This window comes from Natrinema sp. 74 (genome assembly GCF_046097095.1).
Taxonomy (GTDB): Archaea; Halobacteriota; Halobacteria; order Halobacteriales; family Natrialbaceae; genus Natrinema.
This window is the reverse complement of the sequence record NZ_CP175698.1, coordinates 3,263,531-3,277,292: the sequence shown is the minus strand read 5'-3', so window position 1 is coordinate 3,277,292 and position 13,762 is coordinate 3,263,531. Positions and strand designations below refer to the sequence as shown.

At 63.1% G+C, this 13,762-nt stretch carries 15 protein-coding genes; 6 read left to right on the top strand and 9 right to left on the bottom strand.

Going from position 1 to position 13,762, the window contains the following annotated elements; all coding sequences use genetic code 11:
• Positions 1-18: 18 nt before the first annotated feature.
• Positions 19-462, bottom strand: a complete 444-nt coding sequence (locus tag ACJ70B_RS16300) for a DUF393 domain-containing protein (RefSeq protein WP_408958046.1) — start codon at positions 460-462, stop codon at positions 19-21.
• A gap of 72 nt (positions 463-534) precedes the next feature.
• Positions 535-909: a 2Fe-2S iron-sulfur cluster-binding protein gene (locus tag ACJ70B_RS16295; RefSeq protein ID WP_408958045.1), complete on the bottom strand. Its 375-nt coding sequence runs from the start codon at positions 907-909 to the stop codon at positions 535-537.
• Between the two features lie 138 nt (positions 910-1,047).
• Between ACJ70B_RS16295 and ACJ70B_RS16290 the strand changes: the two genes are divergently transcribed.
• From ACJ70B_RS16290 to ACJ70B_RS16280, 3 genes are all read left to right on the top strand, one after another.
• Entirely contained in the window at positions 1,048-1,863 is an 816-nt protein-coding gene (locus ACJ70B_RS16290; RefSeq protein ID WP_408958044.1) for a trypsin-like peptidase domain-containing protein, read from the top strand.
• A gap of 93 nt (positions 1,864-1,956) precedes the next feature.
• On the top strand, positions 1,957-2,970 hold the full coding sequence (locus ACJ70B_RS16285) for an alcohol dehydrogenase catalytic domain-containing protein (protein WP_408958043.1): 1,014 nt from the start codon (positions 1,957-1,959) through the stop codon (positions 2,968-2,970).
• A 271-nt stretch (positions 2,971-3,241) separates the two neighbouring features.
• Positions 3,242-4,051 carry an NAD-dependent epimerase/dehydratase family protein gene (locus ACJ70B_RS16280; protein WP_408958042.1) on the top strand — a complete coding sequence of 270 codons (810 nt, stop codon included), beginning with the start codon at positions 3,242-3,244 and terminating at the stop codon, positions 4,049-4,051.
• 133 nt (positions 4,052-4,184) lie between these two features.
• Here ACJ70B_RS16280 and ACJ70B_RS16275 read toward each other — a convergent pair whose 3' ends face one another.
• The 5 genes from ACJ70B_RS16275 to ACJ70B_RS16255 all read right to left on the bottom strand — a co-directional run bounded on the left by ACJ70B_RS16275 (position 4,185) and on the right by ACJ70B_RS16255 (position 8,179).
• Positions 4,185-5,096, bottom strand: coding sequence for a hypothetical protein (locus tag ACJ70B_RS16275; protein WP_408958041.1), 912 nt, complete (start codon positions 5,094-5,096; stop codon positions 4,185-4,187).
• 2 nt (positions 5,097-5,098) lie between these two features.
• Entirely contained in the window at positions 5,099-5,845 is a 747-nt protein-coding gene (locus ACJ70B_RS16270) for a DUF4157 domain-containing protein (RefSeq protein WP_408958040.1), read from the bottom strand.
• Complete coding sequence (locus tag ACJ70B_RS16265) at positions 5,823-6,521, bottom strand: hypothetical protein (protein WP_408958039.1); 699 nt, start codon at positions 6,519-6,521, stop codon at positions 5,823-5,825. The genes ACJ70B_RS16270 and ACJ70B_RS16265 overlap by 23 nt, the downstream gene beginning before the upstream one ends.
• A gap of 230 nt (positions 6,522-6,751) precedes the next feature.
• The gene (locus ACJ70B_RS16260) at positions 6,752-7,765 is read right to left on the bottom strand and encodes a DUF4157 domain-containing protein (RefSeq protein ID WP_408958038.1); all 1,014 of its coding nucleotides are present in this window, start codon (positions 7,763-7,765) and stop codon (positions 6,752-6,754) included.
• A gap of 129 nt (positions 7,766-7,894) precedes the next feature.
• Positions 7,895-8,179, bottom strand: coding sequence for a hypothetical protein (locus ACJ70B_RS16255; RefSeq protein WP_408958037.1), 285 nt, complete (start codon positions 8,177-8,179; stop codon positions 7,895-7,897).
• A 490-nt stretch (positions 8,180-8,669) separates the two neighbouring features.
• Here ACJ70B_RS16255 and ACJ70B_RS16250 point away from each other — a divergent pair, with 490 nt between their 5' ends.
• The gene (locus ACJ70B_RS16250) at positions 8,670-8,996 is read left to right on the top strand and encodes a hypothetical protein (protein WP_408958036.1); all 327 of its coding nucleotides are present in this window, start codon (positions 8,670-8,672) and stop codon (positions 8,994-8,996) included.
• Between the two features lie 30 nt (positions 8,997-9,026).
• Here ACJ70B_RS16250 and ACJ70B_RS16245 read toward each other — a convergent pair whose 3' ends face one another.
• Positions 9,027-10,037: a glutathione S-transferase family protein gene (locus ACJ70B_RS16245; protein ID WP_408958035.1), complete on the bottom strand. Its 1,011-nt coding sequence runs from the start codon at positions 10,035-10,037 to the stop codon at positions 9,027-9,029.
• Between the two features lie 230 nt (positions 10,038-10,267).
• Here ACJ70B_RS16245 and ACJ70B_RS16240 point away from each other — a divergent pair, with 230 nt between their 5' ends.
• Complete coding sequence (locus ACJ70B_RS16240; protein ID WP_408958034.1) at positions 10,268-11,347, top strand: DNA methyltransferase; 1,080 nt, start codon at positions 10,268-10,270, stop codon at positions 11,345-11,347.
• A 118-nt stretch (positions 11,348-11,465) separates the two neighbouring features.
• Here the strand turns inward: ACJ70B_RS16240 and ACJ70B_RS16235 are convergent, their stop codons facing one another.
• A complete protein-coding gene (locus tag ACJ70B_RS16235) occupies positions 11,466-12,128 on the bottom strand; it encodes a potassium channel family protein (protein ID WP_408958033.1) in 663 nt (220 codons plus the stop codon).
• A 188-nt stretch (positions 12,129-12,316) separates the two neighbouring features.
• On the opposite strand from ACJ70B_RS16235, the gene ACJ70B_RS16230 reads away from it, so the two are divergent.
• Entirely contained in the window at positions 12,317-13,753 is a 1,437-nt protein-coding gene (locus ACJ70B_RS16230; RefSeq protein ID WP_408958032.1) for an NCS2 family permease, read from the top strand.
• Positions 13,754-13,762 lie beyond the last annotated feature (9 nt).

Below are 13,762 nucleotides of genomic sequence, written 5' to 3'. Positions count from 1 at the left end.
GAACTCGAGCGATCGGATTCACCCGGTCGGCACGTGCGTCCGGCTGCCGGCCGCCGCCAGGTCGTCGAACAGTGCCGTGGCGTCGTCGGCCATCGGGTACGCGTCGTGGTAGGGATCGATCTCGCGATCGGTCCCCGAGACGGTTTGGACGGCGTCAGCGAACCGTTCGTAGCTCTCGTCGACGATGTCCTGGACGAGCACGGGCATTCCGGCGCGGTCGCACAGTTCCGTCGCGGCGACTCGGCCAGCCCAGACTGTTTCGGCTTCGATGTCCACGAAAAAGAGCGCAAAGGGGTTCTCGCCGAACTGGGCCTCGAGGAACGCCTGTGCGGCCGGGTCGTCCCAGGGGACGACGCCGACCGACTCGAGTCGGCGCATCGCGCTCGAGGCCGCCGAGCAGAACGGACAGTCGCCGTCGTAGAGCAAGACACCAGTGAACCGCGGCTCCGTCGACTCCGTCATATCAGTCCGTACGTCGGACGAGCGGAAAACGTTCGATGGGGCAGTTGCCGGCCTCGCCCCGTCAGCTACCGGTTAGCCGAGTTTCGACCGACCCGGGGGCTGATCGTTGTCGGCGCGGTGCTGGAGCAGTTCGTCGTACTGCTCGACTCGGATCACGCAGTCCGAGCGGGGGCGAGCGACGCAAGTGAGGACGAAGTTCGCCGCCTCGTCTTCCGGGTAGTACCGCTTTGCCTGACTGTGGTCGACTTCGCCCTCGAGTAACTTCGCGCCGCAGGTGATACACCAGCCCTGCTGGCAGTCCGCGGAGAGCCAGATATCGGCGGCGCGGGCCGCCGCGAGAATCGACTCGTCCTCGTCGACCGCGATCGTCCGCGACTCGCCGGCGGCGTCCAGCTCGGCGTCCTCGGGGATCACCAGTTCGATGTCCCACGTCGTGGGGGCTGTCACAGGCGTACGTACGGCCGATCGCGAAAAAGGCCTGCGCCGGCCGACCGCAAGCAGGGGGACTGGATCGTGCCCGTCGCGTAGCGTCTCGGACGGCGGTTCGTTTTATAGTATGTTCGATCAGACGTAGCTACCGTAACCGTGGTTGATGCAAATCCGGACGGACGAACGGCCACTCGCCGTGGCGTTCTCGCCGCGTGCAGCGTTTCCTTCACGGGGGTACTCGCCGGCTGTACGAACGGTCTCGAGACGAACGAGAGCGCCGGGAACGAATCGAACGACGAACACCACCACCACTATCATTCGGCCGAGAGCCGATTCACTGACGAAGAGCGGAGCCGAGCGCTCACGACCGGGAAGCGCGTACGGGAATCGGTCGCCGTTCTCAGTGGCCAACGCCGGGGCGGAAACGGTACCGGCGGCGGCACCGCCTGGCATATCGGCGACGGCTACTTCGTCACGAACGGCCACGTCGTCCGACAGGTGACCGATATCGACCTCCACACGCTCGACGACCGGACCGTCGCCGCCGACGTCGTCGAGAACTCCATGGACCCCGATGTCGCCGTTCTCCGGACCGATGCACCGTCCGTGCCCGCCGTCACGACCGGTGACGAATCGTCCCTCGAGTCGGAGCAGCCGGTGCTCCACGTCGGGCATCCCGCTCTCGTCGGGGAGTGGGTGATCAGCATGGGACGGTTCGTCGAGAACGGCCCGTTCGGCGTCCTCACCGACGTTCCCTCGAAACGGGGGTACAGCGGCTCGCCGCTGGCCACGCTCGAGGGAGACGTCGTCGGGCTCACGACCGGTGCCGTCCCCCGCGATCGTACCGGCAGTCCGTCCGACGACCCAGAACCGGACGGTGACACGGTTCACGAGGAGCTCTCCGGTTACACCTACGCCCACCACGTCCCGATTTCGACCGTCGAAGACAGACTCGACGAGTGGACCCGGTGACGCGGCGAGAGCCGCTGCGAGCCACGCTCCGGGCGATCACCGACGGTTCCGCCTTCCCTAGGATCTTTGCCCTCGAGAGCGACTGCGGAACCGATGCGAGCCGCAGCCTTCACCGAACTGACCGGCCCGGAGGGAGTGAGTGTGATCGAACGAGACGAGCCCGAGCCCGGCCCCGGCGAGGCGCTGGTTGACGTCGAGGCCTGCGCGATCAACCGCCACGACCTCTGGATCCTCGAGGGGGACTCGGCAATGGTCGACGCCGACGACCTGCCGTTCGTCACGGGGCTGGACGTGGCCGGCGTCGTCAGCGACGTCGGTGACGACGTACGTGGCGTCGCGCCCGGCGACAAGGTCGTCCTCTGTCCGAACCAGACGTGTGGCTCCTGTCGGTTCTGCCGCGAGGGCCCGGAGAACATGTGCGAGCGTTTCTCACTGTACCACGGCGGACTCGCCGAAACCGCTCGCGTCGAGGCCGATCGGCTCGTCCCGCTGTCCGACGGCGTAGATGCGACGACCGCCGCCGCGATCCCGACGGCGTACATGACCGCCTATCACATGCTCCGGCGGGCCGAGGTCGGCCCCGCCGATCTCGTCTTCGTCCCCGGCGCGACCGGCGGTGTCGGCGTCGCCGCGATCCAGCTGGCCGACACCCTCGGTGCCGAGACGATCGGCTCCTCCTCGTCCGCGGCGAAACTCGAGCGCGTTCGCGAACTCGGCCTCGACCACGGCATCCAGTCGACGGATATCGACGAGCTCCGCGAGGCGGTCGACGAAATTGGCGCGCCCGACGCGGTGATCAATCACCTCGGCGGCGAGTTCACCGACCTCGGCCAGACCGTCATGCGCCGCGGCGGTCGGATGGTCATCTGCGGTCGCACGGCCGGCGGCGAGTCGACGATTCGCGTTGCGAACCTCTTCCTCGGCCATAAGCGCGTCATCGGCTCCACGATGGGCACCCAGGACGACCTCCGACGACTCGTCGAACTCACCGCCGACGGCGAACTCACCCCCGAGATCGACGAGACGTACCCGCTCGAGGAGACTGACGCGGCCTTCGCGGCCATGCAGAACCGCGACAGCGTGGGCAAGATCGTCGTCGAACCGTAGGTTCGCACCCTGTCTGCCGCCGCATTTCTGCTGACCGACTTTTCCACCACCGGGTGGGAATGAAAGGGGCTCCTGCTATCGACGAACCCGAACGAAGTAAGCACTGCAGGGAGCGAGCGGAGCGAACGACCGAGGCGCGCAGCGAGTTCTGGGAGTCGATAGCGGGAGGGGCTTTCTGAGAGTTGTCGACGCTATTCTCGTTTCAACCACGGGTGACTCGGCAAGAAGACGCCGGCCCGACCTATTTCAGCGCGTTCGCTGTCCGTTCCGTATGACGAACATCGCGATCACCGGCGCGGCGGGGAACGTCGGCCGCGAGGCCATCGACGCCTTTCCGGACGACGACCACGAACTGACCCTGTTCTCCCACAGCGAGGCCGAGGACCTGGATGCGACGCCGCTCGAGATCACCGACGAAGACGCCTTCATCGGCGCGCTCGAGGACCAGGACGTGCTGATCCACCTCGCGGCCAACGCCTCGCCGCGGGCCGAGTGGGACGAGGTACGCGGGCCGAACGTCGACGGGCTCTACAACGCCTTCGAGGCCGCAGTGGAGAACGACCTCGAGCGAGTAGTCTTTGCCAGCTCGAACCACGCGGTCAACATGCGAAACACCGCCTCGCCGATCCGGCCGGAGTCGACGGTCGGCACCCCCGAAATCGTCCGGCCCGAAGATCCGACGGATCCGGATACCTACTACGGGGTCACGAAGGTCTTCGGCGAGGCGATGGGGTCCTACTACGCGAAGCGCCACGGGTTCGAGGTGGTGAATCTACGGATCGGCTGGCTGCTCACCCGCGACGAACTCCGCCAGGAGTGTGCGGATCGAGACGGGGCCGGCGAGCGCTACGCCCGCGCGATGTGGCTCAGCCCCGACGACTGCCAGCGGCTGCTCAACGGGGCCGCGACGGCGACGCTCGACGAGTCGCCGTTGATCGCTCACGGTATCTCCGACAATTCGGAACGATTTCTCTCGCTGTCCGAGACCATGCAAGCACTTGGCTACCGGCCCCGGGACGACTCCGAGGACGTGCTGAGCGACGACTCGGACGGCCGAGACGGGCTCACATCACTGAGCTGACCGGCAGTCTGCTACAACCGTTGCGGTTTATAACGTACTACTTCGTTCACAGACACGGCTGTGTCTCGGCTATCACACGGCTCCCCACTTCGACATGCCGGTGGGCGCTTCCACGCCGAAATCGGTCGGACGATCACCGGGAAAAGAGCGTGCCCTTGATTTGGTCGTACAACGACTGATTGCTCCCTGAATCGACCAGTCCACCGAGTTCGCCCCAGGTAATCGGGAGATCAGGGCGGAACTCGTGACTATAGCCGGGGATATCCGCGTCGAAGCTGTGATACGGCGGATAGATGTCGAAGTTATCGTACTTCCCAGTAAAGCGATACTGGCCGTGTCCCAGCACCCGGTACTCCTCGGGCGGTTCCAGTCCCATCATGAGATAGCAGTCCCGGATCTGACACCGCAGATTGTACACGAGGGAGTCTCGGAACGGCGCGGGATCACCCAACGGTGCTGGGAACAGTTCGATTCGGGCATCCGGCTCCCGATCTGGCGCGTCACCACGCCATACTGTCTTGCGTTCCCCTCTGGCAACGTAGTAGGTAATCCCGATTCCCGACACTGCCTCGATCGTGCCATCCTTGAGGTAGATCTCCTGTTTGTAGATAACCGCGTCCTCGCCGCCGATCATCTCCGCCGGCAGCGCTTCCGGGCGCGTAGTATCCCCGATGTCGACATCAGGATCGTCCGCGTAGTGGCTCAGGCTCTGCTCGAGGAGGTCACCGAAATACGTCTCTATCTCCTTGCTCGAGAGGGCCTGCAATGCCTTCCGGACTGTCTCGAAGCGGTCTGCATTGAGATCCCACGTCAGCGTGTCGTACGCTGTTTCTTGGTCGACGTAGTATTTCGCGTATCGGCGCGACTGGCTGACGTGTTCGCCCTCACTGTATGTGCGTTCGTTCGGATCGTCGGGATAACTGTCTTGTAGGTGACCATCAATTTCACCGTTGTAGCGGACACCTATCTTATGCTCAACATTATTGTCGTCGATGATGAGCAAGCCAAACCCATCATTGGTCTCTTTTTTTATCTCTGCCTGCACGGTCAGAAGTCCACCTTCTCGGTATCCGATCCAGTCCGGTCCTCAGAACCGAACTCCTGATTGGTGTTTAAACCGAGTACGTCACGCACGACTTTTTGAATTTCGCCGGCTGCCTGCTCACCGAACTTGGTCGTGAGGAACGCTCCGAGTGGTATACCAGCGAGCCCACCGGCGACAGCACCAACTGGGCCGAAGGCGGACCCGAGCATCGAACCTGCTGTCCAGCCTTTCGTCGCGCCTTTGACTGCGCTACTGGACGCGTCCTGGACGCGACTAGTCACGTCGATGTCGTGATATTCGATGTACTTGGCGAGTCCCTTCGGCGTTTCAACCGACTGCACTAAATCTACCAACTGGTCTTTCGTCAGTCGGTACCTCTTGGTCGTCGATTCGTCGACTTTCTCCACACTAGTCCCAACGAGATCTTTGGTCTTGCTCACCAATTCGTCTCCTGGCAGCTGCTGGATGTGGACCTCCGTCTGAGCCAACCGCTGAACGCCCAGTTCTCCGCCGCTCATCACCCGTTGGGCCGTCTCCTCGGCTTCCTGCTCCAAGCGTGGATCAGGATCGATCTCGAGGCCGAGATCGTCTTGGGGCAGCATCGACACTGCACCGCCGGTTTGTTGTCTCGTATGTACTAACTCGTGAGCCAGCACATGCTGGCCGTCTGCATTCGATGGGGCGAACTCGCCGTTGATATGATTGTCAGCGGTGAAGTCGCGCCCGTTACTCGCCTTGCAGGGAGTCATGGGTTCTCTCCCACGGTTTCCAGGACGTGATTTCAGCGTCTGACGACCAGTAGTTCTCGTACAGGTCACAGAACCTCTGGCACTGGAACCCCTCGTAGGTGCCCCAGCCCTGCGCACGGAACGGAACCGGCGGTTTGACGCCCATCAATAGGAAGCGATCCCGGATCTGGTAGGCGAGATGTGAGACGAGATAGTGCTGGAAGGAGTCGACCGACGCCGGATCGAACGCCAACAGTTCAATTCGTGCGTCTGGCTCACGTTCGAGAGGCTGTTCACTCTCCGCGACCTGTTGGGTGCCCTGGCCGTCATTGTGCAAGACGTGAATCCCGGAAACCGCCTCGATCTCGAAGTTCAATACGTCCATCTCCTCAAATTGGAGCTCGTCGAGTGCGCCGATCGCTGGCGAGTCCGGATCGCCCTCGAAGCGCGCCATGAACTGTTCGAGGACTGGCGGGTCGAACTCGACGGGATTGGGCTGGAGGGAGAGGTCTTGTTGGTAGACGATGGCGTCGTCCGGGTCGGCGTCCGGGAACGGGAGGTCCACCTCGGAGTCGTCGTAGTGGGCTTGGAGCCGTGTTTCGAGGTCACCGAAGTATTCCTCAAAGGCGGTTGGGGAGAGGTCGGCGACCGCCAGCAGTGCCGCCATCAAGCGGTCGGGGTTCTTCCGTGGTGGCACCGTGTCGTAGCCGCGCTCGCGATAGATGTGCCATCGTGCGTAGCGACGAGTTTGGTCGACACGTTCGCATTCTTCGCGCGTTCGGAGTGCTGGGTTGTTCGCTATCTTGTCGCATTTGTGGTAGGTGATTTCGCCATCAAATGCGACATGGATTCCGTGACTCACGCCGACGTTATCGACAACTCGGATACCAGTCCCATCAGCGTCTCCATCACCAAGTACCGCTTTCATTATTCAATCGCCTCCGGAGAGGGAATATCATCAGGTGCCTGGCCTTCTTCCAGCCACGTCCCCTCACGGATCTCCTGTTCGATCTGCGCTGCACGATCCTCTAGGGAGCCATTGGTCTGTTTCCAGATGTCCCGCAGGTCGTCGAGACTCGTAATCTTACCGCGGCGTACCTGTGCGACAGTCTGAACACCACGTGTGTCGATATCTGCTGACGCGAGCCTCGATCCCTGAGTCGCCAAGAACAGCAGATTCGGCAGAGTTGTCCCGCCGAGGATCTTCTTGACGGTACCCCAAGCCACGTTGTCCCAGCCGTCAGTCTCGACGTTACCGCTGAGTTCTTGGCGCTGATCCTCGGTCAACGCGACGTCTTCAAGGTCGGCGTCGATGCTATTCTTGAGAGCTTGAATTTGGGACTTCAAATCCGCCATCGACTCCCAGCGCTGGGCCAGCTCTTGGGCTACCGCATCCGGATTGGCCGACTGCTGGACGTCCTGTTTAATGTCGACCTTGACCTGCTCGTCGTTCTTGTCGATGACCTCGTTTGCTATGTCGTGGAGGTGTCCGAGCTGATTTCGATTGTGTCGCTCCCGAACGTCACTGAGGTCGCCCTCCTCCAGTTCGCCCTCGAACATCGCCAGTGCGTCGAAGACCTTCGACTCCTCCAGTCGCTGAACGTAAACCTCGGTCTGAGCCAGCCGCTGGATGCCTAACTCACCGCCGCTCATCATCCGCTGGGCCGTCTCCTCGGCCTCCCGCTCGAGTGCAGGATCAGGATCGATCTCGAGGCCGGGATCGTCTTGAGGCAGCATCGACACCACCCCGCCGGTTTGCTGTCTCACGTGTGCGAGTTCGTGAGCGAGGACGTGTTGACCCTCCGGACTCTGCGGATCGTACTCGCCGGAATTAAAGGCGACGTGATTCCCGACGGTGAACGCACGCGCGTTGATCTGCTGGCAGGCTTGAGCGGCTTTCGGTCCGGTGTGGATCCGCACGTCTCCAAGCGAGTCTCCCATTCGGTCTTCCATCGCGCGCTGAATCGAAGTGTCCAGCGACCGGCCAGACGAGGAAATGACGTTCCGAACCGACTCGGGCACCTGCGTCTCGCCGGCCGAATCCGTATCGCGTGCCGCCGCGGTGCTTCGCTAGAGCGACGTTGGCGCGTTCGGGCCGGGGCTCCAGTGAGTGTCGGACTGGAAGCCGCTCTGTGTCCGTTCGGTGGCCGTTTCAGTTTGAGTTGTGTCTCGTTGCAGCCGTTCGGCGGCACCCAACCCGCCCGGCGTAGAAATGCCACTGCTCGGTCCCGAGGAATCCGTTCGCTCTCTGACCCGCTCGAGGCGTTCGGCGGCACCGAGGCCACCGACCGAGTCGGGCATCGGTGCTTGGTCGGCCGTGTCGCTGGTCCGCTGGACCGCCCCGTCTACGTCCACCGATTGCCGAATCGAGAGCGAGGACGACGACGACGAGTCGGACTCGTCGGATGACCGCTGCGAGCGTGACGAATATCGTCCCATCGATATATTACTCGCAGCGTTCCAACCCACGCATATTAGTGCTTACTGTTACATTCGAACAAAATTTATCGACAGCTACTGCGTTGATCTGACATTATCGAACTGCCATACGAGATCACGCGAGCGCATCTCCTCGACGAACTCGAGCGAATCGGCGCGCTCCACGAGACGAACACAGAAACGACCGAGACCACCTGATAGATACTCATCAACAACTTGGGTGTGTTAGCAGTTAGGGTATCAACGCGTTCTCCGTTCGGTGCACGGTGCGTGGGCACGTGTTTCCGAAACTGGCCGCACGTTCCCACCGCTCTCGAGCATGAGAGGATCGCAATCGGGTCGAAAGATAGGGTGAGCGACCCGCGGATTCGAAAGAGGGAATAGCGACACGTTCGTAGCGCCACACATGTCAGTCAAGGTGTCCGAGTCGACGGGCTACGGGCCGAACACGCAGATGTCGCTGTTCGGATACGTGATGGCCGCAATCATGGTCATCGTGTTGCTCCCGCTACTTCCGGTCCTCGTCCTCGCGTGGCTCCTCTGGAAAGTGTTCGTCTCGGACGAGGATATCGAGCACAGCTTCGAGAACTGGCGACGCGAGACCGGCCATACCGGCTCCGGTCGGCTCGAGGCCGACGAGACAGGGCCCGGCGAAACTAAGCCGGACGAGACCGAAGCCGCCGATGCCGAATCAGACCAGCCCGAGGCCGATCAGACGGCGGCAGAGTCGTAACGTCACCTCTTTGCTCGAGTGCGTTGGTCCTTAGTCGTCAGCGCTCGCGGTGGTGACGAGATCCGACGGCGGACTGCCCGGCAGGTCGTCACGGTCGTGCGGTGCCTCGAAGTTTAGATCGGGGCCGCGGGCGACGATCAGGTGGGGGTTCACGTCCGGATGAGTCGTGTAGTAGTGTTCTTTGATGTGGTCCATGTTGACCGTCCGTGCCACACCGGGGGTCTGGTACAGGTCGCGCAGGTATGGCCAGAGGTTGTCGTACTCACGGATATACTGGACGTTACACATGAAGTGCGTGTGGTAAACGTTATCAAACCGGACGAGCGTCGTGAACATCGCGATGTCGGCCTCGGTCAGCCGATCGCCTGCGAGGTAGCGCTGCTCTGCCAGCACCTCGTCCCAGTGGTCGAGCGCGGAAAAGAGGTCGTCGACCGCCTCGTCGTAGGGCGCTTGCTCCGTCGCGAAGCCGGCGCGGTAGACACCGTTGTTGATCGGCTCGTAGATCTCATCGATGACCCGGTCGACCTCGTCCCGGTAGCCCTCGGGATAGAGATCGACGTCCCGCGTGGCGTACTCGTCGAACTCCGTATCGAGCATACGCATGATCTCCGCGGACTCGTTGTTGACGATGGTCTCCTCCTCGGTGTCCCAGAGGACCGGCACCGTCACGCGGCAGGTTGCGTCCGGATCGGCCCGCACGTACAGTTCGCGGAGGTAGTCAGCGCCGTGGACGTGATCCGGCGTACAGCCCGCCTTCTCGGGCGTGAACTGCCAGCCGTCCTCGTCTCGATAGGGGTCGACCACCGAGATCGAAATCGCGTCCTCGAGGCCCTTCAGCGCCCGCGTTACGAGCGTTCGGTGGGCCCACGGACAGGCGTATGAAACGTAGAGGTGGTACCGACCCGATTCGGGCTGAAACCGCGCATCTGGATCGTCGCGGATCTCGTCTCGGAACGTCGTCTCCTGGCGCTCGAACGAGCCGTCGTCGCCGGTCGACTCGTACGCGTCGGTTCGCCACTCACCGTCGACGAGCATGTTCATACGACGATCTGGGGGAGCAGCGCATAAATGATCTCGCTAACACTCGCGTCACTGGCTCGCATCGCGTTGCCAACTGCGGGGAACTGCTCTCGAGTCAACCCACGACGCTGGGATTCAGTGTTCCGCGCTGCTGCGCAGAGCGAGACGCCAACTGGGACACGGCGGGTACGCGACACCGCGGCCGACTGGAGCCGTAAGCGTTTAAGCGGTCCGCGTGAGCACTTGAGGCCATGGCAGACGACGGGGACCGGCATCGACAGAGCCGGCTATTCACGAACGACGACGGCGAGTTCGACACCGAGCGCGCCCGCGAGGAGTCGCTGCCGGTCGAAGACGGCGAGGTGATCGACACCGACGAACTGGCCGACCACCAGCGCTACGTCGAGGGTCGCGGAATCTACGACGAGCGCAACCGGGTGAACGACCTCACCGGCAAGGAGTGGAAATACGCCACGAAGTCGGTGATCGCCGAGGGCTATCCGCCCGCCGTCCAACACGACCTTCGCAGCGAGCACGGCGGCCAGAAGCCGCCGCGGCTCTGTGCCGAGTTAATCGGCCGGTTCAGCACGGCCGGCGACACCGTCCTCGATCCCTTCGCCGGCGTCGGCGGCACCTTACTGGGGGCCAGCTTCTGCGAACACGAGGGAACTGGCCGCCGCGAGGCTATCGGCTTCGAGCGCACGCAGCGGTGGATCGATATCTACCACACGGTCCTCGAGCGAGAGAACGAAGACCGTCGCAAGCGCGGTGAGCCGCCGCTGGCCGAACAGGACGTGCACCACGGCGACTGCGCCGAGTTGATCAACGAGGTGCCCGACGACTCGGTCGACCTCCTGCTGACCGACGTTCCGTACTGGCACATGGACGAACTCGAGCAGACGCGCAACGAACGCCGCACGCGCGAGAGCAAGCTGGGATCGTTCGACGGTCCGGACGGCGACGACGCGGACGAGGAGGCCGCTGCCGGCGCGAACCCGTCCGCGTCCGACGGCGAGTGGGAGACGAAAGCCGACTGGCTCGATGACATGGCCGCGAAGTTCGATCGCTTCGCCGACGCGGTCGCGCCCGAGGGCCACCTCGTCGTCTTCATCGGTGACATGTACCGCGAGCAGTCCTACGAGTTCCTCTCGGCCGATCTCGCGCGTGCCATCGAAGACGCCGCCCCCGTGACGCTCGCGGCCACCCTGATCTGGTACGACCCGACGAAGGACCTCCACGTCTACGGCTACCCGTTCTCGTTCGTTCCGTCGATGGTCCACCAGAACATCCTTGTCTTCCGGCTCGATGACGAGGCCAACGCGAACGCGTGACGACCGTCTGACGCGGTTTTATTGGGGGTCGCCGAGACGAAACGAATAGGCGCGCCGACGGCTTCCCCACCCCCTCCCCATCCGTCGCGCGCCTGCTCCCGTTCCTCTCCCTTGTGAGTTAGGCGCTTGCGGGCAACAGCGCCGCCCGAACCGCATCTGCGCGGTCGGTCTCGGTGATGACCGCGACCTCGTCGCCGACCGCGAGTTCGGTCCCCGGTAGCGGAATCGTCAGCGGCTCTCGAGCGCGGCCGTGGGCGTAAATCCGTGCGGACTCGGGTAGCTCGAGCTCGCTCATCCGTTTGCCGACCGCGGGGGAGCCGTCTTTGATCTCGAGGACCGTCAACTGGAGGTTCGTTGCGAGGTCGGCGACGACGTTGAAATCGCCGCCGAGCAGGGCCGTCTTCGCGCCCGCAGCGCCGAGCCGTTCGGGGTAGACGATCTCGTCGACCTCTTCGGCGTATTTCTCGTAGATGTCTTCGCGGTAGTCCTCGTCGATCCGCAGGACGGTCCGACAGCCGTGGTGAGTTCCGACCATGCAGGCCGCGAAGTTGACGTTGAGGTCGGGCGTGAACGCGCCGATCGCGTCGGCGGCTTCAATTCCTGCCGTGACGAGGACCTCCTTGTCGGCACCGTCACCCTGCACCGTCTCGAAGCCGTCGCCGGTGGCGCGTTCGATGCGATCGATGTCGTCGTCGACGATGACGACCTTGTGACCCTCCTCGGCGAGGATCGTCGCCGTCCGCGAGCCGACCCGACCGTATCCAACGATAACAAACCTCATGGTATGTCGGTACGCGCTCGGCTGCCAAATACGTTGGTCCGCTCAGGGGGCGACGCCGGCTACGCCGGCCTCGAAATGGCGAGCAACCGATCGAGACGGCTCGCCGACACATTCGGGCGCGTAGCGGCTCACACGCCGTTGCAGACAAGAATATTTAACTAACCGGTGTGGCTACGCTCGAGCATCTGATGGGGGCACTCGACTCACTCGCAGCGTATTTCGAGATCGATGAACGCGATACCGACCTCGAAACGGAAACGATCGCGGGACTGACAACGTTCCTGGCGATGTCGTACATCATCGTCGTTAACCCGGCGATCCTCAGCGAGGCGATCACGCTCGAGGGATACAGTTCCGGCGAGGTTCAACAGATGATCACCGTCGCGACAATCCTCGCGTCGGCAGTCGCCATCTTCGTGATGGCGTTCTGGGCGAATCGGCCGTTCGGCCTCGCCCCGGGCATGGGCCTGAACGCGTTCTTCGCGTACACGGTCGTCCTCGGGCTGGGCGTTCCGTGGCAAGTCGCGCTCGCGGCGGTCTTCGTCGAGGGCGTGATCTTCATCGCGTTGACCGCGATCGGTGCGCGCCGATACATCATCGAACTGTTTCCCGAGCCCGTCAAGTTTGCCGTCGGGGCCGGGATCGGTGTGTACCTGCTCTTTCTCGGACTACAGGAGATGCAACTCGTCGTCGACGATTCGGCGACGCTCGTCGGGTTAGGTAACGTCGCGACGAGTGCCGTCGCGGCGCTTTCGGTCGTGGGACTTGCAGTGATGCTCATCCTCCACGCCCGTGGCACTCGAGGTGCGATCGTGATCGGAATCGTCGCTACTGCCGTCGCTGGCTGGGTGCTGACGGCCCTCGGTGTCGTCTCGCCAGGCACGCTCACGCCGCCGGGGAGCTACGAGCAGGTCACCAGCGAGGGCGTCGTGAGCCTGATCGCGAACGTCCAGTACGACTTCACGCCGCTCGTCGCCGGGTTCGTCGACGGCCTCGGAATGATCACCGACGATCCGCTCGTTTTCGTGCTGGTCGTTTTCACGTTCTTCTTCGTCGACTTCTTCGATACGGCCGGCACGCTCATCGGCGTCTCCCAGATCGGTGGCTTCCTCGACGAGAACGGCGATCTACCCGAGGTCGAAAAGCCGCTAATGGCCGACGCGATCGGGACCACCGTCGGTGCGATGATCGGAACCTCGACGGTGACGACGTTCATCGAATCCTCGACCGGCGTCGAAGAGGGTGGTCGAACCGGCTTCACTGCGCTCGTCGTCGGCCTCCTCTTCGTGCTCTCCTTGCTCATCGTACCACTGATCAGCGCCATCCCGCAGTATGCGTCCTATCTCGCGCTGGTCGTCGTCGGCATCATCATGCTACAGGGCGTCACTGACATCGAGTGGCAGGATCCCGCGTGGGCGATCGCGGCCGGACTGACGATCACTGTCATGCCGATGACCGCCTCGATCTCGAACGGGCTCGCCGCCGGCATCATGAGTTATCCGCTCGTCAAAGGGGCGATGGGCGAGGCAGACGACGTTCCAGTCGGACAGTGGGCGCTCGCGCTCGCGTTTATCGTCTACTTCGTCGTCTACTTCGCCGTCGATGCCGGTATGGTCTCCTTCTAACAACCGTTT